The organism is Caballeronia glebae, from assembly GCF_001545035.1.
GTDB lineage: Bacteria > Pseudomonadota > Gammaproteobacteria > Burkholderiales > Burkholderiaceae > Caballeronia > Caballeronia glebae.
The window spans coordinates 1-25856 of record NZ_FCOJ02000011.1 but is presented as its reverse complement, the minus strand read 5'-3'; the positions used below and the strand labels follow the sequence as shown (position 1 = coordinate 25856).

The 25856-nt window shown below is 63.5% G+C and carries 22 protein-coding genes; 17 read left to right on the top strand and 5 right to left on the bottom strand.

From position 1 onward, the window contains the following. Positions 1-9 precede the first annotated feature (9 nt). The 14 genes from AWB82_RS09900 (at position 10) to AWB82_RS09835 (ending at position 16850) form a co-directional block, all read left to right on the top strand. Positions 10-450, top strand: a complete 441-nt coding sequence (locus AWB82_RS09900) for an anti-sigma regulatory factor (protein ID WP_086967070.1) — start codon at positions 10-12, stop codon at positions 448-450. Then, positions 435-1499 (top strand): ATP-binding SpoIIE family protein phosphatase, encoded by a 1065-nt coding sequence (locus tag AWB82_RS09895; protein WP_086966957.1) that lies wholly within the window; start codon positions 435-437, stop codon positions 1497-1499. The genes AWB82_RS09900 and AWB82_RS09895 overlap by 16 nt, the downstream gene beginning before the upstream one ends. Then, entirely contained in the window at positions 1499-3235 is a 1737-nt protein-coding gene (locus AWB82_RS09890; protein WP_086966956.1) for an ATP-binding response regulator, read from the top strand. Before AWB82_RS09895 ends, AWB82_RS09890 begins: the two co-directional genes overlap by 1 nt. Further along, entirely contained in the window at positions 3232-5151 is a 1920-nt protein-coding gene (locus AWB82_RS09885) for a hybrid sensor histidine kinase/response regulator (protein WP_086966955.1), read from the top strand. The genes AWB82_RS09890 and AWB82_RS09885 overlap by 4 nt, the downstream gene beginning before the upstream one ends. Positions 5152-5347: 196 nt before the next feature. After that, positions 5348-6001 carry a GntR family transcriptional regulator gene (locus AWB82_RS09880; RefSeq protein ID WP_086966954.1) on the top strand — a complete coding sequence of 218 codons (654 nt, stop codon included), beginning with the start codon at positions 5348-5350 and terminating at the stop codon, positions 5999-6001. Between the two features lie 26 nt (positions 6002-6027). Then, entirely contained in the window at positions 6028-6834 is an 807-nt protein-coding gene (locus AWB82_RS09875) for an SDR family oxidoreductase (RefSeq protein WP_086966953.1), read from the top strand. A gap of 15 nt (positions 6835-6849) precedes the next feature. Continuing rightward, a complete protein-coding gene (locus tag AWB82_RS09870; protein ID WP_086966952.1) occupies positions 6850-7782 on the top strand; it encodes a BKACE family enzyme in 933 nt (310 codons plus the stop codon). 14 nt (positions 7783-7796) lie between these two features. Further along, positions 7797-8570 carry an N-acyl homoserine lactonase family protein gene (locus AWB82_RS09865; protein WP_086966951.1) on the top strand — a complete coding sequence of 258 codons (774 nt, stop codon included), beginning with the start codon at positions 7797-7799 and terminating at the stop codon, positions 8568-8570. 40 nt (positions 8571-8610) lie between these two features. Next, positions 8611-9738 (top strand): sugar ABC transporter substrate-binding protein, encoded by a 1128-nt coding sequence (locus AWB82_RS09860; protein WP_086966950.1) that lies wholly within the window; start codon positions 8611-8613, stop codon positions 9736-9738. A 21-nt stretch (positions 9739-9759) separates the two neighbouring features. After that, positions 9760-11271, top strand: a complete 1512-nt coding sequence (locus tag AWB82_RS09855; RefSeq protein WP_086966949.1) for a sugar ABC transporter ATP-binding protein — start codon at positions 9760-9762, stop codon at positions 11269-11271. 10 nt (positions 11272-11281) lie between these two features. After that, on the top strand, positions 11282-13381 hold the full coding sequence (locus AWB82_RS09850) for an ABC transporter permease subunit (RefSeq protein WP_086966948.1): 2100 nt from the start codon (positions 11282-11284) through the stop codon (positions 13379-13381). Between the two features lie 26 nt (positions 13382-13407). After that, positions 13408-14352: a 3-hydroxyacyl-CoA dehydrogenase gene (locus AWB82_RS09845; protein WP_086966947.1), complete on the top strand. Its 945-nt coding sequence runs from the start codon at positions 13408-13410 to the stop codon at positions 14350-14352. A 15-nt stretch (positions 14353-14367) separates the two neighbouring features. Further along, positions 14368-15270 carry an SMP-30/gluconolactonase/LRE family protein gene (locus AWB82_RS09840; RefSeq protein ID WP_086966946.1) on the top strand — a complete coding sequence of 301 codons (903 nt, stop codon included), beginning with the start codon at positions 14368-14370 and terminating at the stop codon, positions 15268-15270. Positions 15271-15320: 50 nt separating this feature from the next. After that, positions 15321-16850 carry a class I adenylate-forming enzyme family protein gene (locus tag AWB82_RS09835; protein ID WP_086966945.1) on the top strand — a complete coding sequence of 510 codons (1530 nt, stop codon included), beginning with the start codon at positions 15321-15323 and terminating at the stop codon, positions 16848-16850. Here the strand turns inward: AWB82_RS09835 and AWB82_RS09830 are convergent. The 5 genes from AWB82_RS09830 to AWB82_RS09810 all read right to left on the bottom strand — a co-directional run bounded on the left by AWB82_RS09830 (position 16843) and on the right by AWB82_RS09810 (position 21794). After that, positions 16843-18282 (bottom strand): efflux transporter outer membrane subunit, encoded by a 1440-nt coding sequence (locus tag AWB82_RS09830; protein ID WP_086966944.1) that lies wholly within the window; start codon positions 18280-18282, stop codon positions 16843-16845. The genes AWB82_RS09835 and AWB82_RS09830 overlap by 8 nt on opposite strands. A gap of 10 nt (positions 18283-18292) precedes the next feature. Then, positions 18293-19453, bottom strand: a complete 1161-nt coding sequence (locus AWB82_RS09825; RefSeq protein WP_407642985.1) for an ABC transporter permease — start codon at positions 19451-19453, stop codon at positions 18293-18295. Continuing rightward, positions 19450-20394, bottom strand: a complete 945-nt coding sequence (locus tag AWB82_RS09820) for an ABC transporter ATP-binding protein (protein WP_086966943.1) — start codon at positions 20392-20394, stop codon at positions 19450-19452. Before AWB82_RS09820 ends, AWB82_RS09825 begins: the two co-directional genes overlap by 4 nt. Beyond that, on the bottom strand, positions 20391-21347 hold the full coding sequence (locus AWB82_RS09815) for an HlyD family secretion protein (RefSeq protein WP_086966942.1): 957 nt from the start codon (positions 21345-21347) through the stop codon (positions 20391-20393). Before AWB82_RS09815 ends, AWB82_RS09820 begins: the two co-directional genes overlap by 4 nt. A gap of 117 nt (positions 21348-21464) precedes the next feature. Beyond that, the gene (locus tag AWB82_RS09810; RefSeq protein ID WP_143756697.1) at positions 21465-21794 is read right to left on the bottom strand and encodes a hypothetical protein; all 330 of its coding nucleotides are present in this window, start codon (positions 21792-21794) and stop codon (positions 21465-21467) included. 169 nt (positions 21795-21963) lie between these two features. Here AWB82_RS09810 and AWB82_RS37915 point away from each other — a divergent pair, with 169 nt between their 5' ends. The 3 genes from AWB82_RS37915 (at position 21964) to AWB82_RS09800 (ending at position 25520) form a co-directional block, all read left to right on the top strand. Beyond that, a complete protein-coding gene (locus tag AWB82_RS37915; RefSeq protein ID WP_200818078.1) occupies positions 21964-22134 on the top strand; it encodes a hypothetical protein in 171 nt (56 codons plus the stop codon). 227 nt (positions 22135-22361) lie between these two features. After that, positions 22362-24785, top strand: coding sequence for a penicillin acylase family protein (locus tag AWB82_RS09805; protein WP_096031424.1), 2424 nt, complete (start codon positions 22362-22364; stop codon positions 24783-24785). Between the two features lie 360 nt (positions 24786-25145). After that, positions 25146-25520: a DUF4148 domain-containing protein gene (locus tag AWB82_RS09800; protein ID WP_086966940.1), complete on the top strand. Its 375-nt coding sequence runs from the start codon at positions 25146-25148 to the stop codon at positions 25518-25520. Positions 25521-25856: the final 336 nt, after the last annotated feature.

Sequence of the window (25856 nt, the reverse complement as noted above, 5' to 3'; positions counted from 1 at the left end):
AACGACTCCATGACGACCTTCAACTTCACAGCCGCGCCGGCGTCCTCGTCGCCGCCCGACACGCTGCCGATCCGCTCCGACGAGCAGATCGTGCGGCTGCGCCAGTTCGTGCGCGAGAAGGCGGTCGCGCAGGGCCTGTCTCTCATCGATCAGACGAAATTCGTGACGGCGGCGAGCGAGCTGGCACGTAACACGCTCATCTATGGTGGCGGCGGCGACGTGCATTGTTATCTCGTCGAGCGAAATGGCCGCCGCGGCCTCAAACTGGAATTCGTCGACAACGGTCCGGGCATTGCCGATATCCCGCGCGCGCTCTCCGATGGCTTCACGTCGGGCAGCGGTCTCGGGCTCGGTCTCGGCGGCGCGAAACGCTTGTGCGACGAATTCGACATCCGCTCGGCGCCAGGCGAGGGCACGCACGTTTCAATCACGAAATGGAAACCGTTTTGAAGGAATCGATGGCCGCGCAGCAGCGCCACGAGATCGCCGAGGCGAGTCAGATTGCCTATGCGCGGCGCTCGATCTGCGAACTCGCGCGCGGGCTCGGTTTCAACGAGACGGCCGTGGGCGAGCTTGCGATCGTCGTCACCGAATGCGGCACGAATCTTCTGAAACATGCAGGGCACGGCGAATTGCTCGTGCGTCCGCTCGCCGATGCCAGCGCGGGCGCGTCTTTGCGTTTCGGCATCGAAGTGCTCTCTATCGACAACGGGCCGGGCATTCACGATCTGCATCGCTGTTTCGAGGATGGCTACACGACGGCGGGCAGCCCCGGCAACGGCATGGGCGCGATCGAGCGTCTTTCCGACGAACTCGACATCTGGAGCGCGCCGGAACGTGGCACGGTGCTGCGCGTCGTGTCCTGGAATGCGCCGGGCGCGGCGAGCGCGCCTGCGCCGCGACTGATTTATGGCGTCGTGAACCTGCCGCTGCAAACCGAAATCGTGTCTGGCGATGCGTGGGCCGTGCATGCGCATGACGGCGAATTCACCGTGCTCGTCGCCGATGGCCTCGGTCACGGCCCGCTCGCCAATGTCGCGGCGATCGAGGCGGCAAAGTTGCTCGCCGCGAACGGCGATCAGGCGCTCGATCGCATCATGGAGGCCGCCAACCAGGCGCTGCGCCCGACGCGCGGCGCGGCGGTCGGCATCGCGCGCATGCCGGCGTTCGCGTCGGCGCCGGGCAAGGCGGTGAGCTTCGCGGGCATCGGCAATATCGCGGCGAGCGTGTGGACCGAAGACACGCACAAGCATCTGGTGTCGCACAGCGGCATCGTCGGGCATGCGGCGCGGCGCGCGCAGATCTTCGACGTGCCGTATCCGCCGCACGCGCTCGTCGTGTTGCATTCGGACGGGCTCACGTCGCGCTGGGATCTCGCGCGCTATCCGGGCCTCGCCATGCGGCATCCGGCGCTCGTCGCGGCAGTGCTGTATCGCGACTTTTCGCGCGGCCGCGACGACATCACCGTGTTCGTCGCCCGCGCGGCCGGGAGCGCATGATGACGCAGCCGCTCTACGCGATGCGTATCGATCACGAAAGCGATATCGTCGCGGTCCGCGTGAAGGCGCGCGATGCGAGCGCGGCGTTCGGCTTCTCGCCGCAGGACCAGACGCGCATTTCCACGTCCGTGCTCGAAGCCGCGCGCACCGTGCTGATCGCGGGGCGGGCGGCGCGCGCCGAATTTCTCGTCGATAACGACGCGCGCCCGCCGCGCTTCGTCGTGCGTTTTCTGGCGGGCGCCGGCGCGGGCGAGCGTCTGCGCGCGATGCGCCATGACGACTCGCAAGCGGCGCTCGGCCTGCTCGCGGCGCAGCGTCTGATGGACCAATGCGCGATCGCCGAGGAAGCCGACGGCGTCACGTCGATCTCGCTCGCGAAGGCCTTGCCCGATGGCGTGCCGTGCGACGTTCAGGCGGTGAAGGCCGTGCTCTCGCGTCAGCCGAGCCAAGACACGGCGGCGGAGCTGCAACGCCAGAACCGCGAATTGATCGCCGCGCTTGCCGATCTTCGCGAGCGTCAGGAAGAACTCACGCGTCTCACGCGCGAACTGGAGGACACCAATCGCGGCGTCGTCGCGCTCTATGCAGAGCTGGATGCGCGTGCGGATCATCTGCGGCGCGCGGATGAATCGAAATCGCGCTTTCTGTCGAACATGAGCCACGAGTTCCGCACGCCGCTTTCGTCGATCCGTGCGCTCTCGAAGCTTCTGCTCGAACGCATCGACGGCGATCTGACGGAAGAGCAGGAAAAGCAGGTGCGCTTCATCCGCAAGGCCGCGGAAGATCTGTCGGAAACGGTCGATGACCTGCTCGATCTCGCGAAGATCGAAGCGGGCAAGATCGAGGTGCGTCCCGCCGAGTTCGAAGTCGATACCTTGTTTTCCGCGCTGCGCGGCATGTTGCGGCCGCTGTCGCCGGGCGGCGCGGTGGAGCTTCTGTTCGAATCGTGCGAAGGCCTGCCGCCCATCCGCACCGATGAAGCGAAGGTCGCGCAGGTGCTGCGCAACTTCGTGTCGAACGCGCTCAAGTTCACCGAACGCGGCGAAGTGCGCGTCGCGGCGAGTTATGACGACGCGCGCCGGCTCATCACGTTTTCCGTGAGCGATACGGGCATAGGCATTGCACCGGAGCATCAGCAGGTCGTGTTCGAGGAGTTCGGGCAAGTCGAAAATCGGCTGCAGCAATACGTGAAGGGCACGGGCCTCGGTTTGCCGCTGTGCCGCAAGCTCTGCAAGCTGCTCGGCGGCGACGTGTCGCTCACGAGCGAAGCCGGGCGCGGCTCGACCTTCAGCGCGACGATCCCCGCGCATTACGGCGCGGACTTCGACGCCGCGCATCACGCCGCGAGCGATACGCGGCCCGCCGTGCTGATCGTCGCGAGCAATCCGATCGAGCGGCTCGACTGCGAGGCCGCGCTGCGCGATTCGCCGTATCGCGCGATGAGCGCCGCGACGCTCGACGAGGCCGGACGTCTGCTCGCGCGCACGCAGCCCGCGGCGTTGCTGCTCGCGGTGCGGCCCGCGCCGTCGGAAGCATGGATCTGGCTCGCCGCACTGCGCGCGCAGGCCGCGACACGCAGCATTCCGATCCTCGTGCTCGGCGAGGACGAGGATCGCCATGAAGCACATGCGCTGGGCGCGACCGCGTTCATCGAAAAGCCGGCGGGCGGCGGCAAACTGCCAGGCGTGCTGGATGCGGTGACGGGCGCGCGCGAGGGCGAGGGACGACCATCATGAGAAGCGACTGGAACGAGGTCCTGATCCTCAACGTCGACGACAACGACGGCGCGCGCTATGCGAAAACGCGCATCCTGTCGCGCGCGGGCTTCAACGTGATCGAAGCGCCGACGGGCACGACCGCGCTGGAACGCGTGCGCGCCGAAGCGCCCGATCTCGTGCTGCTCGACGTGAAGCTGCCCGACATCAACGGGCTCGAAGTGTGCAGGCAGATCAAGGCGTCGCCGGAGACGTCGGGCACGCTCGTGCTGCAGACATCGGCGGCGGCCGTGCATAGCCTCGATCGCATTCGCGGTCTCGAAGGCGGCGCGGACAGCTATCTGACCGAGCCTGTGGAACCCGCGGAACTGATCGCGCATGTGCGTGCGTTGTTGCGCGCGCGGCTCGCGGAGAATGCGCTGCGCGAGAGCGAGGAGCGCTTTCGCCAGCTCGCCGAAAATATCGACGACGTGTTCTGGATGCTCGATCCCGCATCCAATGAATTGCTCTATGTGAGCCCCGCCTACGCGCATCTCTTCGATACCGGCGGCGGCGCGCCCGCGCCCGTGCCCGGACCCGATCACTGGTCGGGCGACCTTCTTCCGCTCGATCGCGATCATGTTGCCGAGGCGTATCGGCAACTGCTCGCGAACGGTACGCCATACGAGGTCGAATACCGCATCGTGCGCGCGCACGGCGGGGCGCGCTGGGTGGCGGAGCGCGCGTTTCCGGTGCGCGGGGCGGCGGGTCATCCGGCGCGGCCGGATCGCATCGCGGGCATTGTCAACGACATCTCCGAGCGCAAGGCCGCCGAGCTGCTGTTGCGCGAAGCGGACCGCCGCAAGGACGAATTTCTCGCGATGCTCGCGCATGAGCTGCGCAATCCGCTCGCGCCGATCCGCAATGCGGTCGATCTGCTCGATCCCGATCGCGAGCCGTCCGTGCAGCACTTCGCGACGGTGCGCGCGATCATCGACAGACAGGTGCGGCATCTGAGCCGTCTCGTCGACGATCTGCTGGATGTCGCGCGCATCACGCAGGGCAAGATCACGCTGCGTCAGGAAACGGTCGATCTCGCGGTGGCGATCGCGGCGGCCATTGAAACCGTGCAACCCGCGCTCGAACGAAAGCGTCATGCGTTGACGGTGAAGCTGCCGGATGCGCCGCTTTATATCGTCGGCGACAACGTGCGGCTCGCGCAGGTGTTCGGCAATCTGCTGTCGAATGCGTCGAAGTACAGCGTCGATGAAGGCGAGATCGAAATCGACACGCAACAGTTCGGCGACGAAGTGCGCATCGTCGTGCGCGACAAGGGCATTGGCATCGCGCCCGACATGCTGCCGCATATCTTCGATCTCTTCGTGCAGTCCGAGACATCGCTCGAACGATCGGAAGGCGGGCTCGGCATCGGCTTGCCGCTGGCGAAGACGCTCGTCGAGTTGCAGGGCGGACGCATCGAAGCGTTCTCCGGCGGGCCGCAAACGGGCAGCGAGTTCATCGTGTGGCTGCCGCTCGCGAAAGATGCGCAAGTGGCGGCGCAGGGCGTCCCGCCGGAACCCGCGAGCGTGAGCGCGGGCAGGCGCGTGCTGCTCGTCGATGACAGCGTGGACGCGGCCACCGCGATGGCGCTCCTGCTCGAAGCGGACGGCTTCGACGTGCGCACCGCGCACGACGCGATCGAAGCGCTCGCGCTCGCCGAAACCTTCTTGCCGCAGATCGTGCTGCTCGATATCGGTTTGCCGGGCATGGACGGTTATCGTCTCGCGGCCGAGATGCGCACGCGCCCCGCAACCGCCGATGCATTGCTGATCGCGGTGACGGGATACGGTCAGGCGCACGATCGTCAGCGCTCGAAGGAAGCGGGCTTCGATCATCATCTCGTGAAGCCGGTGGCGTTCGCGGAAATTCAAAGAGCGCTTTCGGGCCGCCTCGAATGATCCGCCTCCGCGTTTTCACCTAGCAATTCAAGGTTGACTCACGCACTCGCGCGTCCGACACTTTAGTCATGCAGGTGTGATCACAGGTCACACCAATCGGAAGTATCGCAGCAGCCGAACGAAAGAACGGAGGCATAAGTTGGCGACACGCTCGACGACGGACTTACCCGCGCTCGAATTAGTTGCACGCGAAACTATGGCTGGCCGCGTCTATGCGCAGTTGAGGCAAGCGATCATGACGGGCCGCTTCGCGCCCGGACAGTTGCTCAGCTTGCGCAGCGTCGCGGAAGCGGTCGGCTCATCGACCATGCCCGTGCGCGCGGCGCTCACGCGCTTACAGGCGGAAGGCGCATTGATCGACGGTCCCGGCCGCGCGCTGATGGTCCCGCCGATGACCCTCGACCTGCTCGACGAACTGCGCGACGTGCGCATCGCACTGGAAGGCGCGGTCGCGAAACGCGCGGCATCGCGCATGACGCGCGCGCATCTCGACGCGCTGCAGGCGATTTTCGACACGATGGACGCGCATGTCGAAGCCGGCGACGTGCCCGCTTATCTGCGCAGCAACTTCGAATTCCACATCGCTATTTATACGCACGGCGCGAGCGATCTCACGCTCGCGACGATCCAGAACCTCTGGATGCGCATCGGCCCGTTTCTGAATCTCGTCGCACCCGACATCCCGCATATGCGCCGTTCGATGGCGGCGCATCGTCATATCGTCGAAGCGCTCTGGCGTGGCGATGGTGAAGGTGCGCGCGCCGGTATCGAGGAAGACATCGGCGATGCGGCCGCCGATCTGCAGGAGCGTTTGCAAAGCGGCGAACTGAGCAGTGAAGCGAGCGCCTGAGCCTTACAACAAAAACGGAGACATGCATGACGGTCCTTCAGATGCTGAAACCGCACGCGGGGTTGCGCGTGCTCATCACGGGCGGCGCATCGGGCATCGGGCTCGTGATCGCGCGCGCGTTCATCGATGCGGGCGCGCGGGTGCATGTCTGCGATGCGAGTCCCGAAGCGATCGATGAATTGACGAAAGCCGAAGCGAGCGCGGAGTGCAATGCGATCACGTCGACACTTGCCGATGTCTCGGACAAGGAAGCCGTCGAGCGCGTGTTCGTCGACGTGGAGCGCGAACTCGGCGGACTCGACGTGCTCGTGAACAACGCGGGCATCGCGGGGCCGACGGGCGGTATCGACGAGCTCGACGCGAACGAGTGGGAACAGACCGTCGACGTGAATCTGAACGCGCAGTTCTACTTCGCGCGCCGCGCGGTGCCGCTCTTGCGCGACGCGCACGACGGCGGGACGATCATCGCGCTGTCGTCGGTGGCGGGGCGGCTCGGCTATGCGTTTCGCACGCCCTATGCCGCGACGAAGTGGGCCGTCGTCGGCATGACCAAGAGTCTCGCGATCGAGCTGGGGCCGTCGAACATTCGCGTCAATGCGATACAGCCGGGCATCGTGAAAGGGCCGCGCATCGAACGCGTGATCGCGGCGCGCGCACAGCAACTGAACCTCTCGTATGAAGAGATGGAGAAGCAATATCTCGCGAAGATTTCGCTGCGCCGCATGACGACGCCCGAGGAAGTCGCCGCTACGGCGCTCTTTCTGTGCTCGCCCGCGGGCAGCGGCATCTCGGGTCAGGCGATCTCGGTCTGCGGCAACGTGGAAGTCCTTTAAAACAACGAGGCTCACATGGCAACGAAACGCAAGGTCATCATCACGTGCGCGCCGACGGGTGCGATCCATACGCCTTCGATGTCGCCTTATCTTCCGCTCACGCCGCAACAGATCGGCGATGCGGCGCTCGCGGCCGCGAAGGAAGGCGCCGCGATCCTGCATCTGCACGCACGCGATGCCAACGATGGTCATCCGACGCAGGACCCCGCCGTGTTTCAGGAGTTTTTGCCGCGCATCAAGGCCGAGACCGACGCCGTGATCAACATTACGACGGGCGGCAGTCCGCACATGACGGTGGCGGAGCGATTGAAGCCCGCGCATCATTTCAAGCCCGAAGTTGCATCGCTCAACATGGGCTCGATGAATTTCGGTTTGTATCCGATGCTGGAGCGCTTCAAGGAATTCAAGTACGAGTGGGAGCGCAAGCATCTGGAGAACAGCCGCGATCTCGTGTTCAAGAACACCTTCGCGGATATCGAATACATCCTCACGTCGTGCAGCGCGAACGGCACGCGCTTCGAGTACGAGTGCTACGACATCTCGCATCTCTACAACCTCGCGCATTTCGTGGATCGCGGGCTCGCGAAGCCGCCGTTCTTCGTGCAGAGCGTGTTCGGTCTGCTCGGCGGCATCGGGCCGCATCCCGAGGATCTCGCGCATATGAAACGCACGGCGGATCGTCTCTTCGGCGGCGATTATGTGTGGTCGATTCTCGGCGCGGGGCGCAACCAGATTCCGCTCGGCTCCATGGGCGTCGCGCAGGGATCGAACGTGCGTGTCGGCCTCGAAGACTCGCTGTGGATCGAGCCGGGCAAGCTCGCTGAATCGAGCGCGGCGCAGGTGCGCAAGATCCGCCAGGTGATCGAAGGACTCTCGCTCGATATCGCGACGCCCGCCGAAGCACGCGAGATGCTCAAGCTCAAGGGCGCGAGCGACACCAACTTCTGATAACGGAGGGCATCGTGAGCGCCAAGCTGAAAGTAGTCGCGATGCCGACGGGCTGGCTCACCGTCGATCGCTCGTCGCAAGTGTACGGCCGCTATTTCGGCCAGCAGATCAAGGTGCCGGTATGGTCCACGGCGATCGTCGGCGCGCAAAAGAAGATTGTCGTCGATACGGGCATACACGATCCGGGCTGGGTGTCGAACTTCGTGTGCCCGTGCGATCAGGCGCCCGAGGAGAAGCTCGAACGCGCGTTGAAGGAGTACGTCGGCTGGAGCGCGGATGACGTCGATATCGTCATCAACACGCATCTGCATTACGACCATTCCGGCGGCAACACGCTCTTCAAGAACGCGCGCTTTATCGTGCAGGCGGCCGAGTGGGAATACGCGGGGCATCCACTGCCCACGCAGGCCACGTACTACCAGGAGTTTCTGATCGGCCGCGAGCCGCTCGCGTATTTCCGCTGGCAGTTCGTGAACGGCGTGACCGATATCGTGCCCGGCGTGCGCGTCGTGCCGACGCCGGGTCATACGCCGGGGCATCAGTCCGTCGCGGTCGATACGGAAGAAGGTGTCGTGCTGATCGCGGGCGATTGCGCGAACTGCATGGAGAACGTCGTCGATCTCGTGCCCGTGGGCATCGTGTATGAAACGCTCGCGGAGATCGGCTCGCTTTCGCGCATTCGCCAGATCGCCGATTTCGTCATACCCGGACACGACCCGAATGTCGTGCCCGGCAGCGCGGGCATCGCTCTGCCCGCGAGCGCTCGTCTGCCGCACATCCGAAGTTAGAAGCGCTCGCTTCATAACCATACGAAGACCGGAGGAAGACATGAAAGCATTGACGCAGTCGATTCGTCATGCGGGACGGGCCGCGCTCGGCCTCGCATTCGCAGCGGCGCTCGCCGTCTCGGGCACGGCGCACGCGGCCGGCAAATACAAGATCTTCTTGTCGATGAGCTATGTCGGCAACGACTGGCAGACGGAAGCCGCGAACATGGTCAAGGCAATGGCCAATACGCCGGGCCTGAAGGACAAGGTCGATCTCGAAGTGCAGGTCGCGGGCACCGATGCGCAGAAGCAGATCCAGCAGATCAACTCGATGGTGCAGGCGGGCGCGAAGGCCATCGTCATCTATCCGATCTCGCCGACGGCGCTCAATCGCGCGATCAAGAACGCGTGCTCGAAGGGCGTCGTCGTCGCGGCGTATGACGGCGAAGTGACCGAGCCGTGCGCGCACAACGTGACGATCGATCAGCATCAGGCCGGCACCGTCACCGCCGAATGGCTCGCGAAGACCATCAACGGCAAGGGCAATGTCGTGATGATCACGGGTGTGCCGGGCACGTCGGTCGACCGCGCGCGCACCGAAGCGGCCAAGGCCGTGTTCGCGAAGTATCCGGGGATCAAGATCGTCGCGGAAGGAACCGGCATGTGGAGTCAGGCGACCGCGAAGACCGAGCTTTCGAAGATTCTCGCGACGAATAGCTGGGACAAGATCGACGGCCTGTGGATGCAGGTGGGCTGCTTCACGGCGGCGTCGATGCAGCTCGAAGCGGGCATCGCCGACGACAAGATCAAGCCGTGCGCGGGCGAATCGTCGAACGGGCATCGCGTGCAGATGCTGCCGCCGGGCGAAGTGAAGGGACAGGGCGGCTATCGCTCGATCGGCTATCGCTCGATCTCTTACGGCGCGCCTCCGTACTCCGGCGCAATGGCGCTCAAGATGGCCGTGAAGAAGCTCGACGGTGGCGACTTTCCGGCGCGCGTGACGCTCAAGCTGCCGCTCGTGCTGACCTCGGAATCGAAGCTTTGCAAGACCGGCAGCATCGACGAACTGAAGGCGGGCTGCACCGCGTTCCCGCCGGACAAGGTGCCGCCGGGCTGGTTCGCCGACATCTACTCTGAAGACACGAAGGAAGTGGGCTTCAACGCGGCGCTCACGGGCAATCAGGACTGAGATCGGGGCGGAGGCGTGACGATGAACGATGCATCATTGGCGATCGATCTGTCGAAGGTGACGAAGCGCTTCGGCGCGACCGTCGCGCTCGATGGCGCGTCGTTCTCGGTGAAGCGCGGCGCGGTGCATGCGCTGCTGGGCGAGAACGGCGCGGGTAAGTCCACCACGGTCAAGCTGCTGTCGGGATTGATGCAGCCCGACGCGGGCAGTATCCGCGTGATGGGCAGCGACGTGACGATGAAGAGCCCGAAGGACGCGCATCGCGCGGGCGTGCAGACCGCGTTTCAGGAGATGACGCTCGTGCGCGATCTCACGGTCGCGCAGAACCTGTTGCTGTCGTATGAGCCGACCGGCTTTCTCGGGCGCATCAAGAAGCGCGAAGCGCAGCGGCAAGCGGCGGAATGGCTCGACAAGCTCGAACTCTCCGACGTGCGTCCCGGCGCGTATATCCGCGATCTTTCGTTGCCCGTTCGACAGAAGATCGAGATTGCGAAGGCGATCGTGCGCGGCCCGAAAGTGCTGCTGCTCGATGAACCGACTTCGGCGTTGTCGGGTCGCGATGTCGCGTGGCTTTCGAGGCGCATCGACGAATTGAAGGCGAGAGACGTCACCTTCGTGTTCATCTCGCACCGCATGCAGGAAGTGCGCGAGTTCTGCGACAGCCTCACGGTGTATCGCAATGGCCGCGACGTGGGCGCGTTCGATGCCACCGATATATCGGACGACGAAGTGATCCGTCTCGTCATCGGCCGTTCGATGGAGGCGAAGTATCCGCCGAAGGTCACGTCGGTGCAAAGCGATGCGACGCCGGCGATCGAGACGCGCAACGTTCGCGTCGATGGCGTCGTCACCGATTTCGATCTCGCCGTGAAGCCGGGCGAAGTGCACGGCATCGCGGCGCTGCAGGGCATGGGGCAACGCGAGCTTTTCGAGGCGCTGTTCGGCGCGACCTACATCGACGATGGCGAGATTCGCATCGACGGCCGGCCGGTCACGCTGACATCGACGGCGGATTCGCTCAAGGCCGGCGTATCGACGAGCTTTCTGCCCGAAGACCGCAAGACCGAAGGCCTGTTCCTGCGCTTGCCCGGCGGCGAGAACGTATCGCTTCCGGTGATCGGCCGCTATGCGCGCTTCGGCCTCATCGATCGCCGTCGCGAGCAGGCCGCGATCCGTCGCGCGCTCGCGCAGATGGAAGTGAATCCGCGCGCGCTATACAAGCCGTGCCTGTCGTTTTCCGGCGGCAATCAGCAGAAGATCGCGATGGCCAAGTGGCTGCTCACGCAAAGTCGCGTGTGGCTCATGTTCGATCCGACGCGCGGCATCGACGTCGGCACCAAGCATCAGATCTTCGTGTTGATGCGCGCGTTCGCGGCGGCGGGCGGCTCCGTGCTTTTCTATTCGACGGACGTGCCCGAACTCGTCAACGTATGCGACCGCGTCTCGGTGATGTATCGCGGGCGCAATGCCGGCGAGTTGACCGGCGACGCGCTGACCGAAGAAAACGTGATGCGCAAGATGCTTTCCAGTTGAGAGGTTGCTCATGAAGATAGCCGTTGCGTCGCCCGATAGCGAGATCGTGCGGCCGGGCGCGCGCCTGGGATTGGGCGCGCGCATCGATCATCATCGCGGGCTCATCATCGCGATCAGCGCGTTGCTCGCGATGCTCGCCGGATGGGTCGCGCTGTCCGCGACACCCGTCGGGCTCTACGACATCGGATCGGTGATTTCGAGCTCGGCCACGCTCGCGCTCGCGGCGATCGGGCAGACCATCGTCGTGTTGTCGGGCGGCTTCGATCTGTCGGCGTCGGCGGTCGTGTCGCTCGCGAACGTGCTCGCCGTGCGCTTCGTGCAGGGATCGCCCGTCGAGCAATGGGGCGGCGCCGCGCTCATTCTCGCGATCGGCGGCGGCATCGGGCTCGTGAACGGCGCGTTGATCGCATGGTTTCGCCTGCAATCGATCGTCGTCACGCTCGCGACGATGTTCATGGTGCAAGGCCTCACGCTGCTGATTCAGAACAAGCCGGGCGGCAGCGTCGGCGACCAGTTCGGCGCGGTGCTCACCGCCGATCTCATCCCCGACAAGATGCCGATGTCGGCGGCCTTGCTGATTCTCGCGTTGCTGATCTGGTCGTTCATCAAGCGCACGCGTTTCGGCGTGGGTCTCTACGCGCTCGGCAGCGACCCGGACGGCGCCTACGCGAACGGCATGCCGGTCACGCGCTATCGCATCGCGACCTACGCGCTCGCGGGCATGTTCTACGCGGCGGCGGGTCTCTATGTATCGGCGCAGACGGGTTCGGCCGATCCGCTAGTCGGCCGTCCGCTTCTGCTCTCGATGTTCACGGCGGTCGTGCTCGGCGGCACGCTGCTCGGCGGCGGACGAGGCGGTTGCGTCGGCACCGTGTTCGCCGCCATGACGCTGATGATCACCGTGAACATTCTGCTCGTGCTGAACGTATCGGCGTTCTTCACAACGATTGCCGAAGCGGTGATCCTGATTCTCGCGGTGCTCGGTTCGTCGATCGGCAAGCAATCCGCGGCGCACGAATGCGCGCGTCACGCGGCGCAGTGGCTCAAGGCGGTGCGAACGGGCACGCGCGCACGCGACGACAAAAATGCCCGGCGCGTTGCGTTCGAAGTCGACGATTTTCGGCCGGTCGAGAACACGGAGCTTAAGGGCCGCCCGATTGCCGACTGGATCGAGCGCAATCGCGAATGGGTCAAATATGTCGTGCCGGCTTATGTGTTGTTCTTTGCAGTGGTGATCATCACGGGCTTCGTTTATGGCCCGGGCGTGCTCGTCAGCGCGAACTTCTATAGCAGCCTGCTCACGTTGACCTTGTTTCTCGCGATTCTTGGTCTGGGCCAGGGCGCGGTGATCCTGACGGGGGGACTCGACTTGTCGATGCCCTGGCTCATCACGCTATCCGGCGTGCTGTTGACGGGACTCACGCACGGCGTGAACGGCGCGGCCGCGTGGGCGGTGCCGCTGGTGCTCGTCGTCGGCTTGCTCGTCGGCGTGTTCAACGGCGTGGGCGTCGTGATGCTCGGCTTGCCGCCGATCGTCGTCACGCTCGCGGCGAACGGCTTGCTGCAAGGCCTGACGCTCATCTATTGCAACGGCTCGCCGCAGGGATGGTCGCCAGCGACGATCAGCGAATTCACCAATGAGCGCTTCGGACCGCTGTCGCTCGCGGCGTGGAGCGTGCCGGTGTTTCTCGTGATCGCATTGCTGCTGCTGCATCGCACGCCGTTCGGCCGGCGCGTGTATGCGCTCGGCAATTCGCCGGTCGCGGCGAAGCTGTCGGGCGTGCGAGTCGGCACGACGCTGATCGCCGTGTATTGCCTCTCGGGTCTGTGCTCGGCGATCGTCGGCCTGCTGCTCGCCGGATTTAGTTCGCAAGCGTTTCTCGGCATGGGCGATCCGTATCTGCTGCCGTCGATTGCCGTGGTGGTCGTCGGCGGCGCATTGATCACAGGCGGACGCGGGCACTATCTCGGCGTGTTCGGCGGCGCGTTGTTGCTCACCGCGCTCGGGACCTTGCTCGCGGGAACCACCGTGCCGCCGGCGGTGCGCGACATCATCAACGGACTCGTCGTGCTGGCGGCGGTCATCACGTTGCGGGACAAGAAGGGCTAACCAACTCGAACGAGGACCAGATACAGATGCAAGCGAAAAACATTGCGGTGATCGGTTCGGGCCGCATCGGCCGCGCGTGGGCGATCGTCTTCGCGAAGAGCGGCTTCGACGTGACGATCCACGATGCATCGAAGGCGATGCTCGACGGCGCGATTCCCGCGATCCGCGAGAGCGTGCAGGATCTAGCGTCGTTCGATCTGATCGATGAATCCGTCGATACGGTCGTGTCTCGCATCACCGCACGCGAACACCTCGCCGATGCCGTCGCCGAGGCCGATCTCGTGCAGGAGAACATCGCGGAAGTGGTGGAGGCGAAGCGCGCGTTGTTCATCGAACTGGACCGGCTCACGAAGCCCGATTCGATTCTTGCGAGTTCGACATCGGGTTTGCCGGCATCGATGTTCACGGAAGGCATCGACGGCCGCGCGCGCTGCCTCGTTGCGCATCCGGTGAATCCGCCGTCGCTCGTGCCGCTCGTCGAGTTGTGCGGCGCGCCGTGGACTTCGCGGGACACGATGGAACGCGCTCGCGCCGTCTACGAAGAAGCACGGCAAAAACCCGTGACCGTCAATCGCGAGATCTCGGGCTTTCTGCTCAATCGTCTGCAAGGCGCATTGCTCGACGAGGCGCTGAGTCTGTACGAGCAAGGTTATGCGAGCGCCGCCGATCTAGACACCGTGATACGCGATGGACTCGCGATGCGCTGGTCGTTCATGGGGCCATTCGAAACGATCGACCTGAACGCGCCAGGCGGCGTGGCCGACTACGCCGCGCGCTACGGCGGCACGTACAAGAGCATCGCTGCGGGACGCCTGCCGTTCGACTGGTCCGCCGAGACGCTCGGCAAGCTCGATGCCGAACGCCGCGCGGTGCTGCCGCGCGAGCAGATCGAAGAACGCAGCCGCTGGCGCGATCGCCGTCTGATGGCGCTGCTCGCGCATCGGCGCGATATCGAAGACGGTGAAGCCTGACCAAAGGAGACGACGATGGCCGAAGTACGCTTGCTGGTCGATGCGAACAATCACCTCGGCGAAGGACCGCTCTGGGACGTGAAGGAGGAACGGCTGTACTGGATCGACAGCACCGCCGCGGAAATCTATAGCTGCCGCGCGGACGGCGGCGACGTGAAGCGCTATTTCGTGCCGCGTCACATCGGCTCGATGGCGTTGCGCGAGCAAGGCGGCGCGGTAGTCGCGCTCGCGAACGGCCTGCATTTCTACGACTTCGAAGCGCAGACCGTGCAGTTCATCGCCGATCCCGAAAGCGACGATCCCGAGACGCGCTTCAACGACGGAAAGGTGGATCGACGGGGCCGTTTTATCGCCGGCACCATGGCTTACGACTTCGACCGCTACGACGCGGATCGCGGTCAGCGCTCGACGCGCAGCGGCGGGCTTTACCGGCTCGATACGGATGGCAGGGTCACGCGGCTCGACAGCGGCATCAGTTGCTCGAACGGTCCATGCTGGAGCCCCGACAACAAGACGTTCTACTTCACCGACACGTACAGCAAGGAGATGTACGCCTACGATTACGACATCGAAACCGGTGCGGCGACGAACAAGCGCCTGTTCGCATCCGCGCATGACATGGCGGGCACGTTCGATGGCGCGACCGTCGACGAGGAAGGCTATGTGTGGTCCGCGCTCGTGTTCGGCGGGCGCATTCTGCGCTTCGCACCCGACGGCAGGCTCGATCGCATCGTGCCGTTTCCGGTGCGCAATCTGACGAGCGTGATGTTCGGCGGGCCGAATCTCGACATCCTCTATGTATCGACGATGGGCCGCCCGATGTGGGGCATTCCGCAGAAGGAGCGCGACAAGGGCGGCCTGTTCGCGGTGACGGGCGTCGGCGTGCGCGGCATTCCCGAACCGCGTTTCGCGGGATAGCGCCTGAGCGTTATCATGCGGCCTTGGAGTCACGAACGATATCGCACGACATGGATACGAAACAGCTCATCGCGTCGCTGCCCGCGCGCATCGACGCGATCGTCTCGCGCGGCGCGAAGGCGCATCCCGATCACATCGCATTGCATGACGACGCGCATACGCTGACCTATGCGCAACTCGACGATGCCGTCGATGCGCTCGCCACGCGTCTCGCGGTAGCGGGTGTGCGGCCCGGCGATCGCGTCATGCTGATCGGCGAGAACGGCGTCGCGCTCGTCGCATCGCTCTTTGCCGCAAGTCGTCTCGATGCATGGGCGCTCATCGCGAACGCGCGATTGTCCACTGTCGAACTCGATGCGATCCGCGCGCACGCCAGGCCGCGCATCGCGCTCTATACCGTCGAAACCTCCGACGATGCCGCGCATCATGCGCAACGCGACGGCGCCCGCGTCGAATCGCTCGATGCGACGCCCATCGGCGCGTTTGCATTAGGCAAGATCGATGCAGCTTCCGAACAGGAGCCGCACGGTCTGCCATCGGACGAGCAATGCGCCGCGCTTATCTATACGACGGGAACGACAGGCGAGCCGAAGGGCGTGATGCTGTCGCATCGCAATCTTTTGTTTGTCGCGGCCGTGTCGAGCACGCTGCGTCGCGTCGTTTCCAGCGATCGCGTCTATGCTGTCCTGCCGATCTCGCATGTGTTCGGTCTTGCATCCATGTGTCTCGGTTCGCTGTATGCGGGCGCGACGCTGCGTCTCGCGGCGCGTTTCGACGCCGGACGCGCGGGACGCGTGCTTAGCGATGAACGCATGACGATCTTTCAGGGCGTTCCCGCGATGCATGCAAAACTGATCGACCATTTCACGCCGCGCGGTGGCTTGAATGCGCCATCGCTGCGCTTCGTCTATTGCGGCGGCTCGCCACTCGACATGTCGCTCAAGACCGCTGCCGAGGCGTTCTACGGCGTGCCCTTGCATAACGGTTACGGCATGACCGAAAGCAGCCCGACCGTATCGAACACGCTGCTCGATGCGCCCGCGCGCGATTCGTCTGTCGGTCCGTTGATTCCCGGCGTCGAGGCGCGCATTGTGCCGCTCGCGCATCAAGGCGGCGCCGACGATCCCGGCGAGCTATGGGTGCGCGGCCCGAACGTGATGCTCGGTTATTACCGCGATGCGGCGCAAACGGCGGCCACGGTGACGGAGGACGGCTGGCTCAAGACCGGCGATCTCGCGCGCTTCGAGAGCGGCAATCTGTATATCGTCGGGCGCAGCAAGGAGTTCATCATCCGCTCGGGTTTCAACGTGTATCCCGCCGAAGTGGAGCAGGCATTCAACAGTCATCCCGCCGTGTTGCATTCCGCCGTGATCGGACGAAGCGTGCAAGGCAATGAGGACGTGCTCGCGTTCGTCGAATTGAGGCGTGATTGCGCGGCGAACGAACGCGAACTCGCGGAGTGGGTCGGCGAGCGGCTCGCGCCCTACAAGCGTCCTTCTTCGATTCGCATACTCGACGCATTGCCTGTGTCCGCGAGCGGCAAGGTGCTCAAGCATCGGCTTGGACGGCTCGCTAATTAGTTGCAGATGCAACCGGTTTGCCTACGGCTTTCATATCTTCGCCCGCGCCGCCCAGCGACTGGAAGAGCGCGGCTGTATCCGAAAGACGGCTGGCTCGCGCGAGCGCGTAATCGAGTTGAGTCTGCAGCGCCTGACGTTGCGTGTCGAGCAGATCGAAGCGGCTCACGCCGCCTGCCGTGTAACGTGCGGTGGTCGTGTCGAGATTGGCTTGCGCTTCGTTCGCTGCGATTTCGCGCGCGCGAATTGCATCGGCGTCGTTTTGAAGCGCGGTCAGGCTGTCGGCGACTTGTTGCAACGCGTCCAGCACGGTCTGTCGATAGGCTTGCAGGGCTGCATCGTAGGCCGCTTCCGACGCTCGCTTCTTCGCGCGCAGTTCGCCGCCATGAAATAACGGCTGCGTCAAATTCAGGCCGACGTTCCACACGTTCAGGCTATTGAGCATGTCGTGAATGTTCGTGCGCTGAGTTCCCACGCCCGCCGAGAGCGAAAACTTCGGATAGAGATCGGCCGTCGCCACGCCCACATTCGCGCTCGCCTGATGCAGCAATGCTTCCGATGCGCGGATATCGGGGCGTTCGCGTGCGAGCGTCGAAGGCAAGGTGAGCGCAACGTCGGCGGGCAGATGAAGCGAGTCGAGCGTGATCGCATCGAAGTCGGCCTTGGATGGCTCGACGCCCAGCAACACCGCAAGCCGGTGATCGGCCTGATCGCGTTGCGTAACGAGCGACGGAAGGCTCGCGCGCGTTTGCTCGACGAGCGTGCGCTGGCTGCGCACATCGAAGGGCGCCACGCCACCCGCGTTCAGGCGGCCTTCCATGATCGACAGTTGTCGGGCTTGCGCATCGACGAGACGCTCGGTGAGCGTGATCTGCTGCTGCAGCGAAGCGCGCCGGATAGCAGTGGAAACGACATTGCCCGCGATCGAAAGCCGCGCCGCATCAAGCTCGAACGACTGGTAATCCACTTGCGCGCGCAATGCTTCGAGCGCTCGCCGCTCGCCGCCGAAAACGTCGAGCGTGTAAGACACACTCACGGATGCATCGTAAAGCGTGAACGGCCCGGGGCTCGGAATGGGCACGCCGAACGCGGCGGGGTCCACCTTTTGACGCGTGCCGGAGAGCGAGGCATCGACGGCGGGAAAGTACGTCGCGCCCGCTTGCGCACGATAGTCTTCGCGCGCCTGCACGAGCTTCGCGCGCGCTTGATCGAGCGTGGGACTGTCGCTCAATGCGCGATCGACGAGACGGTTCAGCGTGTCGGAGCCGAACTGCGTCCACCAGAGCGGCAACGCGTGATCGGCGGCTGGAAAGCCTTGCGCGGCCACGGGCGTCTTGACGTAAGTCTGCGTATCCGGTGGCGGCGGGGCGTGAAAATCGGGGCCGACAGTGCAGCCGCACAACACGAGCGCGCAGAGGGGAAGAATCTTGTTCATCGACGTTTCCCTAATCGAGCGTGCGCCGATAAAAGCGCAACGCAATACCCATCACGATGACGGTGAAGAGCGCCATCGGCCAGACCGAAGGCCACAGGTCCGCCCAGCCGTTACCCTTGAGAAGAATGCCGCGTATCAGGCGATTGAAGTACGTGAGCGGCAGCAAATTGCCGATGAATTGCGCCCATGCCGGCATGCCCGCGAACGGGAACATGAAGCCGGACAGAAGAATGTTCGGCAGGAAGTAGAACATGGTCAGTTGCATCGCCTGAAGCTGATTCTGCGCGAGCGACGACAGCGTGATGCCCACCGTCAGATTCGCGGCGATGAAAAGCAGCGCGGCCAGATAGATCGCGAGCGGATTGCCGACGAACGGCACGTGAAACACGAAGCGCGTGGCCGCGAGAATGATCGACGCCTGAATGAGACCGATGAACACGTATGGCACGATCTTGCCTGTCATCACTTCGACGGGGCGCACGGGCGTTGCGAGCAGATTCTCCATCGTGCCGCGCTCGCGTTCGCGCGTCATCGCGAGGCCGGTCATCATGACGAGCGTCATCGTGAGGATCACGCCCATCAGACCAGGTACGACGTTGTATTGCGTGATGCCTTCGGCGTTATAGAGGTTGTGGACTTGCACGTCGAATGCGGCGGGCGTCGCGTTCAAACGTGCGAGCGGGCCGGTCAAGTCCTTGTCAGCCACGGACTGCACGAGCGCGGCGAGCGAATTGCTCGCCTTGCTCACCGCATTCGGATCGGTGGCATCCGCCTCGACTAGCAGCGCGGGCCGCTCGCCGCGCAACAGCTTGCGTGAGAAATCGACGGGAATGTCGAGCACGAAAAGCACGCGGCCTTGCGCGAGGGCGCGGCGGCCGGCTTGGTCGTCGGGCAGTGTGCCGACGATATCGAAATAATCGGAGTGCTCCATCGCCGCGATGAAACTGCGCGAAAACGGGCTTTGATCGCCGACGATCACGGCCGTCGGCAGATGCTTCGGGTCGGTGTTGATCGCATAGCCGAAGAGCGCCAGTTGCACGATCGGCAAGCCGACGATCATGCCGAACGTGATGCGGTCGCGCCGCAGTTGCAGGAACTCCTTGATGACGATGCTCCACCAGCGCGTCACGGAGAAGCGCGCGAACATCGCGAACGGGCCGCGTGCCTTCATGACGTCACCTTGAAGTTATCGGTGGATCGGCTCATCAGATAGATGAAGACGTCTTCGAGGCTCGTTTCGATGGGCTCCGCGCGCGTTGCGCCGTCTTTCGTCGCATCGCGCACGGCCTGTTCGAGCGCGGCGTGATCGCTTCCGCTCACATGTAACGCAGAGCCGAACACGACCGTCTGATCGATGCCGGGCGTCTTGCGCAAGCGTTCCGACAGCGCGCTCAGATGCTCGCCATGAATGCTCCACGTAGCGAGGTTTTGCGATGCGATGACTTCTCTCGCGGTGCCCTGCGCCAGCAGCTTGCCGTACGCGATATAGGCGAGCTTGTGGCAACGCTCGGCTTCGTCCATGTAGTGCGTGCTCACGAGCACCGAGATGCCTTTCGCAGCAAGCCGATGCAGCTCTTCCCAGAAGTCGCGGCGCGCGGTGGGATCGACGCCCGCAGTCGGTTCGTCGAGCAAGAGCAGCTTCGGTTCGTGCAGCATGCATGCGGCGAGCGCGAGGCGTTGCTTCCACCCGCCCGAGAGCGAACCCGTCAGCTGATTCGCGCGGCTCTGCAAGCCGAGTGCTTCAAGCGCGCGATCCACTGTTTCACGGCGACGCGCCATTTGATAGATGCGCGCGACGAAGTCGAGATTCTCGCGAATCGTCAGGTCTTCCCAGTACGAGAAACGCTGCGTCATATAGCCGACATTGCGCTTGATCTCTTCGCTTTCGCGCACGATGTCGTAGCCGAGACACGTGCCGCTGCCGGAATCGGGCGTGAGCAGGCCGCACATCAGGCGGATGGACGTCGTCTTGCCGCTGCCGTTCGGACCGAGAAAACCGAAGATCTCGCCGCGCGCGACTTGCAGCGACACATCGTTGACGACATGCTTGTCGCCGAAATGCTTGTTGAGATTGTGTACGTCGATGACGTAAGGCGTGTCCTGCGCGCTCATTGCAACCTCACGGCGACGGGTTGGCCGGGATGAAGCTTCGACGCATCGGCCGGTTGAGGATGCGCCTCGACCATGAACACGAGCTTCGAGCGGCTTTCGTTGCTATAGATGACCGGCGGCGTGTACTCGGCCTGATTGGACACGTAAGTGATTTTCGCGGGCACGTCTTCCGCGCAGCCGTCGCAACGAATCGATACCGCGCGCCCCGTCGCGATGCTTCCCAGCACGCTCTCCGTCACGAAGAAGCGCACCTTCACGTTCTGCGGCGGCAACATCTGCACGACCGGACTGCCCGCCTGCACCCATTCCCCAACGCGATAGAGCGTGTCGTACACGAGCCCGTCCGCCGGCGCCGCAACGCGCTTCTGGTCGACCTTCCATTGCGCCTGAGCGACGAAGGCCTGCGCGGCGGCCACTTGCGCGCGTTGGGCCGCGATCTGTTGAGGACGGCCCGGCAAGCGCGCGATGTCGACCTGTTCGGCGAGGTCGCGCACTTGTGCGGCGGTGGCGTCGGCATTCGCGCGTGAGTCGTCGAGCTGCGCTTTGGCAATGCCGCCGACGCTGAACTGCGCCTCATCTCGACTCAATTGCAACGCCGCCTTGCGGGCGTTCGCTCGCGCCTGCGCAAGCTGCGCGCGCACCGATGCGACTTCCGGCGCGCGTTTGCCCGTGAGGATGTCTTCGAGTTGCGACTGTGCGGCCGTGAGTTGACGCTGGGCTTGATCGAGCGCGGCTGTTTCATCGACGGATTCGAGCGCGAAGGTGCTCGTGCCCGCTTTCACCGTTTGCCCGCGCCCGACGGACAACGCCGTGAGCTTGCCGGATTGCGACGAGCCGAGATACACGAATTCTCCCTCGACATAACCCTGATAGCTGTCGCGATCGTGGTGGGAGCATGCCGCGAGTGCCGTGGCGAAAAACAAGCAGATCGGGATGGCGATGATGCGGCTCATGGCGCGCTCCGTGAAAAGGGGCTTTTCCGTGTCTTGGTTGGTGTACCAAACAATACGTGAAATAAATCCGCGCTGTCAAGCGGAGCGTGCGTGAGTCGCACGCGCTTGGGCATCAAGTCAAGAATAGGAGAGGACGATGCCGTTGAGGCGTGGGCCTGTGAAAAGGAGGCGGCGCTCAGGCGGGAGTGTAGCGGCGCGCGTGAGGAACCATGCCGAGAGCGCGCCGATGGCCGAGCCGGCGATCACATTGTTCCGATAGGCTGCCAAAGGCGATCGCCATCTATATAGAGCGGCATGGGCGCTCCACATGCGCAGAAACCTGCCGGTCTCATCCGACCCTTTCGTCAGGTAAAAGCCGGCAGTTGAAGGGAGCGCATGAGTAAAAATGACGGACGTGGCGGCGATATGCACCGGCCAAGTCTGGATCGAGGCGTCCACGGCAATCACGCGACGCTTCTCCATCCATTTATGAACATTCGATGAAAAGCGCACGAGCGCAGGCGCGCATTATTCGTTCGCAGCCTCGCAGATTCAATTCAGTGCGAGATGAAAGCGCGACGAAAGCCGGGCAGGCATTACGTGTGCTGCGCCGATAGCGACACGAGGCGAAGACGACATGGATAAGCTTTTGAAGATCGCGCAGGATTGCGGCTTTTCGGTAGTGCTGGAAGGCCGGATCGGCAATCAGGAATACAACAGCGTGAGTGGCCCGCTGCAGGCGTTGGAGAAGTTTGCGGAAGTGATACGCGACACGGCTTTGCAGGAGCAGCCGCGACAGGACGAGTGATTGGGCCTTCGTCGGTCGGAGCGGCGCGTCGTGATCGGTGGGAACAAAGCCATCTTAGTGGATGTTATCCGCGAACGCGCTGCCTAATGATTCGTAATGCGAACAAAATATTCTCATACCGAGATTCATCACTAATCATCGGCCAGCCTTTGCGCGCGCTCCGCATTCGATTACAGTGCGATATCCGCGTGACTCGAATCGAAACCGATAATAACGGAGACGCCAAGATGAATCGAACGAAAAGACAACGCCTGCTTGCACTGACGATCGGCGCATCGCTGATCACACCGCTTTGCGCGCCAATGGCCTTCGCCGACACACCTGGCGACGAAACGATCGCCGTGGCGGGCTTGTCGCAACCGTCGGATATTCTCATCGACCGCTGGGGCGTGCCGCATATTTTCGCCGCCAACGATAGCGATGCGTTCTTCGTGCAAGGCTTCAATGCCGCGCGGGACCGTATGTTTCAGATCGATCTCTGGCGCAGACGCGGGCTGGGCGAACTTTCGGAAGTCTTTGGTCCCGCCTATGTGGAACAGGACAAGGCCACGCGGCTCTTTCTCTATCGCGGCGACATGGCGACTGAATGGCAGCGCTACGGTGCCGATGCCAAGCCGGCCGCGACGAGCTTTGCGGCCGGCGTGAACGCGTATATCGACTGGCTTGCCGCGCATCCGGACCGCATGCCCTATGAATTTCGCAAGATCGGCTATTGGCCCGCGAGATGGAACGCCGACGATATCGTGCGCATTCGCAGTCACGGTCTCACGCGAAATCTGACGAGCGAAGTGGCGCGTGCGCGCGTGGCGTGCAAGAGTTCACTCGACGCGGATACCGTGCGTTTCGGCCTGCAACCGCAGTGGAAAGCGCAGATGCCCGCGGGCCTCGATCCCTGCCTTCCCGACGACGTGCTCAGGGTCTTCACGCTCGCGACGCAAGGCGTGCGCGTGACGAAAGAGTCCATGAAGAGCGCGGATGCATCGACGACGATGATCGCCGCAGCCGAGAATCCCGAGGAAGTGACCGAAGGCAGCAACAACTGGGTGATCGCACCATCGAAGTCGGCGACGGGCCGCGCGATCATGGCCAACGATCCGCATCGCGCTTATGCCGCGCCGAGCCTTCGCTACATTCAACAGATCAGCACGCCGACGCTCGACATCATCGGTGCGGGCGAACCTTCAGCGCCGGGTATTTCGATCGGGCATAACGGCTCGATCGCTTATGGACTTACGATCTTCAATATCGATCAGGAAGATCTCTATGTGTATGAGTTGAATCCGGCGAATCCGCGCCAGTATCGCTATAAGGGCAAGTGGGAGCCGATGCGCGTCGTGCGTGAGCAGATCGGCGTGCGTAATGGCGCTCCTGTCACCGCCGATCTGCTTTTCACACGGCATGGTCCCGTGATTTACACGGAAGAGGGCAAGCATCGCGCCTTCGCGGTGCGCACGGCGTGGCTCTCACCTGGCATGTCGCCTTATTTCGATTCGATGCGCTATATGCGCGCAAAGAACTACGCGCAATTCAAGGCGTCGCTCGCGACATGGGGCGCGCCGACCGTCAATCAGGTCTATGCGGATAAGGAAGGCAACATCGGCTGGGTGCCGAGCGGCCTCGCGCCGAAACGCCCGAACTGGGACGGCCTCATGCCCGTACCCGGCGATGGCCGCTATGAATGGGCGGGTTTCTGGCCACGCGATGCAATGCCTTCGGTTTATAACCCGGCGCAAGGTTACTTCACCACGTCGAATGAAATGAATCTGCCCGCGAGTTATCCGTATGCGGAACGCAAGCTCGGTTTCGAATGGACCAACGGGTCGCGGCATCAGCGTATCGACGAGGTGTTGAAGTCGCTGCCCAAAGTGTCGATCGAAGACTCGGAGCGTTTGCAAAACGATATCGTTTCGATTCCGGCGCGAAGGCTCGTCGCATTGCTCGCTCCGCTTTCGAGCGACGATGACGACACGCGCGCGGCGCTCGCGATGCTCAAGGGCTGGGACGCGCACATGGGCGCGGATTCGCCGCAAGCCGCGCTCGAAGAAGTGTGGCTCTCGCGGCATCTCGGACGCACGTTCAAGGAAGCGGTGTTGCCGAAGAACGCGGCGGCCTCGTTCGGCCCTCCCGATACCGCGGTGATGCTCGATACACTCGAACATCCCGAGACGCGCTTCGGCGATAACGCGCCGGCTAAACGCGATACCGTCCTCCTGTCGAGCCTGCACGATGCCTATGCGGAAATGCGGCATTTGCAAGGCGGCGATGCAGGCCAGTGGCAATGGGGCAAGCTGCAAACCAACCTGAACGCGCATGCGTTGGCCGATGTCGTCGATACGGACATGCGCGCGAAACTGAATGTCGGGCCAATCGGAAAAGGAGGCAGCGCTTACACGCCGAATCAGTCGACGTATCGCGCGAGCGACTTCCGCGAGACGAATGGGCCGTCGTTCCGTGTGGTCGTCGATGTCGGCAACTGGGACAACTCGCGCGCGGTTAATCTGCCTGGCGAATCGGGCGATCCGGATAGCCCGCACTATCGCGATCTCGCGCGAATGTGGCTCGACGGGCAGTATTTCCCGCTGCTGTATTCACGCGCGGCCGTCGAAGCCGCGACCGAGAAACGCGTGCATCTCGTGCCGGACGCGCATTGAGCACCGGGCGCGCCGGCGTCATTGTTGCGGGATCGGCAAGGCATCTTCAACGCGAGCGTCGATGATCTTCACGTCGTCTTGCGTCACAATTCGATCGCGGTGGACGGGTGCTGGCTGGCGCCTTGCCGGATTCCTCATCCGGTTCGTCCTCCGCGCTTCCCGTCGTTCTCTTTCTCTTTCTCCTTGATGTTCTTCTCCGGCGCGGGAATAGATCGCCACGTGCCCGGGTTAACCAATCGAAGCCTCTACGCTTGAAACCTAGGTCGAGTGAGTCGAAGCCGCGCATGGGCCCTGTGCGTTCGATGAGGTTCGTGGATCGCGTGCGATCCGGTCAACCTTTTCTGTCGGAGTGTGAACATCATGAACGCCATCGCCAAATTCGTCGTGTCCCTCGCCGTGGTCGCAGCACCCACGTTTGTTTTCGCGCAGAGCCAGAACGCCCCGTTGACGCGCGCACAAGTAAAGGCCGAACTCGTTCAACTCGAACAGGCCGGCTATTCGCCGGCCACGGGCGAGCAAGCCAACTATCCCTCGGATATCCAGGCAGCGGAAGCGAGGGTCGCCGCGCAACAGAACACGAACGAGGCCAATGAAGCGTACGGCGGCACGCATGCCGGCGGCGCCGCTTCGGGCTCGGGCTCGATGCGCGCGCCTATGTCCATGAAGCATGGTTCGATGTCGACGTCGGATTGCGTCGGGCCGGCGAGTTTCTGCACCCCATTTTTCGGAAGCTGAGTCGCCGGACGGTTCTCAGGCGCGAGGAGATCGGTTCGCGCTCTTCGCGTCCGCTGCTTGCCGTCTCGATATTTGGCTTTCGGGATACATCCAGCGGACGCGAAAATAATTTGCGAAAGGGGCTTGCGAACGTGTCATCGGTTCTTCATAATCTCGTTTCTCTGCTGCTGATGCAGCGACGCAAGACGGAAGTTGATGTGGTTCTTGCGATGTGCTCTTTAAAAACTAACAGCCGATAAGTGTGGGCGCTTGATGACGGGTGCGGTTTCAGTCTTTCGGGGCTGAAGCAATAGCAAAAGTATCAAGAGTCTCACACGAAGTATCAGAGGAAGGTTT

Bases quoted from the DNA above. Each gene is read 5' to 3' on its own strand.
- AWB82_RS09900 (WP_086967070.1), top strand. From the start codon at position 10: ATGACGACCTTCAACTTCACAGCCGCGCCGGCGTCCTCGTCGCCGCCC.
- AWB82_RS09895 (WP_086966957.1), top strand. From the start codon at position 435: ATGGAAACCGTTTTGAAGGAATCGATGGCCGCGCAGCAGCGCCACGAG.
- AWB82_RS09890 (WP_086966956.1), top strand. From the start codon at position 1,499: ATGACGCAGCCGCTCTACGCGATGCGTATCGATCACGAAAGCGATATC.
- AWB82_RS09885 (WP_086966955.1), top strand. From the start codon at position 3,232: ATGAGAAGCGACTGGAACGAGGTCCTGATCCTCAACGTCGACGACAAC.
- AWB82_RS09880 (WP_086966954.1), top strand. From the start codon at position 5,348: ATGGCTGGCCGCGTCTATGCGCAGTTGAGGCAAGCGATCATGACGGGC.
- AWB82_RS09875 (WP_086966953.1), top strand. From the start codon at position 6,028: ATGACGGTCCTTCAGATGCTGAAACCGCACGCGGGGTTGCGCGTGCTC.
- AWB82_RS09870 (WP_086966952.1), top strand. From the start codon at position 6,850: ATGGCAACGAAACGCAAGGTCATCATCACGTGCGCGCCGACGGGTGCG.
- AWB82_RS09860 (WP_086966950.1), top strand. From the start codon at position 8,611: ATGAAAGCATTGACGCAGTCGATTCGTCATGCGGGACGGGCCGCGCTC.
- AWB82_RS09855 (WP_086966949.1), top strand. From the start codon at position 9,760: ATGAACGATGCATCATTGGCGATCGATCTGTCGAAGGTGACGAAGCGC.
- AWB82_RS09850 (WP_086966948.1), top strand. From the start codon at position 11,282: ATGAAGATAGCCGTTGCGTCGCCCGATAGCGAGATCGTGCGGCCGGGC.
- AWB82_RS09845 (WP_086966947.1), top strand. From the start codon at position 13,408: ATGCAAGCGAAAAACATTGCGGTGATCGGTTCGGGCCGCATCGGCCGC.
- AWB82_RS09840 (WP_086966946.1), top strand. From the start codon at position 14,368: ATGGCCGAAGTACGCTTGCTGGTCGATGCGAACAATCACCTCGGCGAA.
- AWB82_RS09835 (WP_086966945.1), top strand. From the start codon at position 15,321: ATGGATACGAAACAGCTCATCGCGTCGCTGCCCGCGCGCATCGACGCG.
- AWB82_RS09830 (WP_086966944.1), bottom strand. From the start codon at position 18,282: ATGAACAAGATTCTTCCCCTCTGCGCGCTCGTGTTGTGCGGCTGCACT.
- AWB82_RS09825 (WP_407642985.1), bottom strand. From the start codon at position 19,453: ATGAAGGCACGCGGCCCGTTCGCGATGTTCGCGCGCTTCTCCGTGACG.
- AWB82_RS09820 (WP_086966943.1), bottom strand. From the start codon at position 20,394: ATGAGCGCGCAGGACACGCCTTACGTCATCGACGTACACAATCTCAAC.
- AWB82_RS09815 (WP_086966942.1), bottom strand. From the start codon at position 21,347: ATGAGCCGCATCATCGCCATCCCGATCTGCTTGTTTTTCGCCACGGCA.
- AWB82_RS37915 (WP_200818078.1), top strand. From the start codon at position 21,964: ATGGATAAGCTTTTGAAGATCGCGCAGGATTGCGGCTTTTCGGTAGTG.
- AWB82_RS09805 (WP_096031424.1), top strand. From the start codon at position 22,362: ATGAATCGAACGAAAAGACAACGCCTGCTTGCACTGACGATCGGCGCA.
- AWB82_RS09800 (WP_086966940.1), top strand. From the start codon at position 25,146: ATGAACGCCATCGCCAAATTCGTCGTGTCCCTCGCCGTGGTCGCAGCA.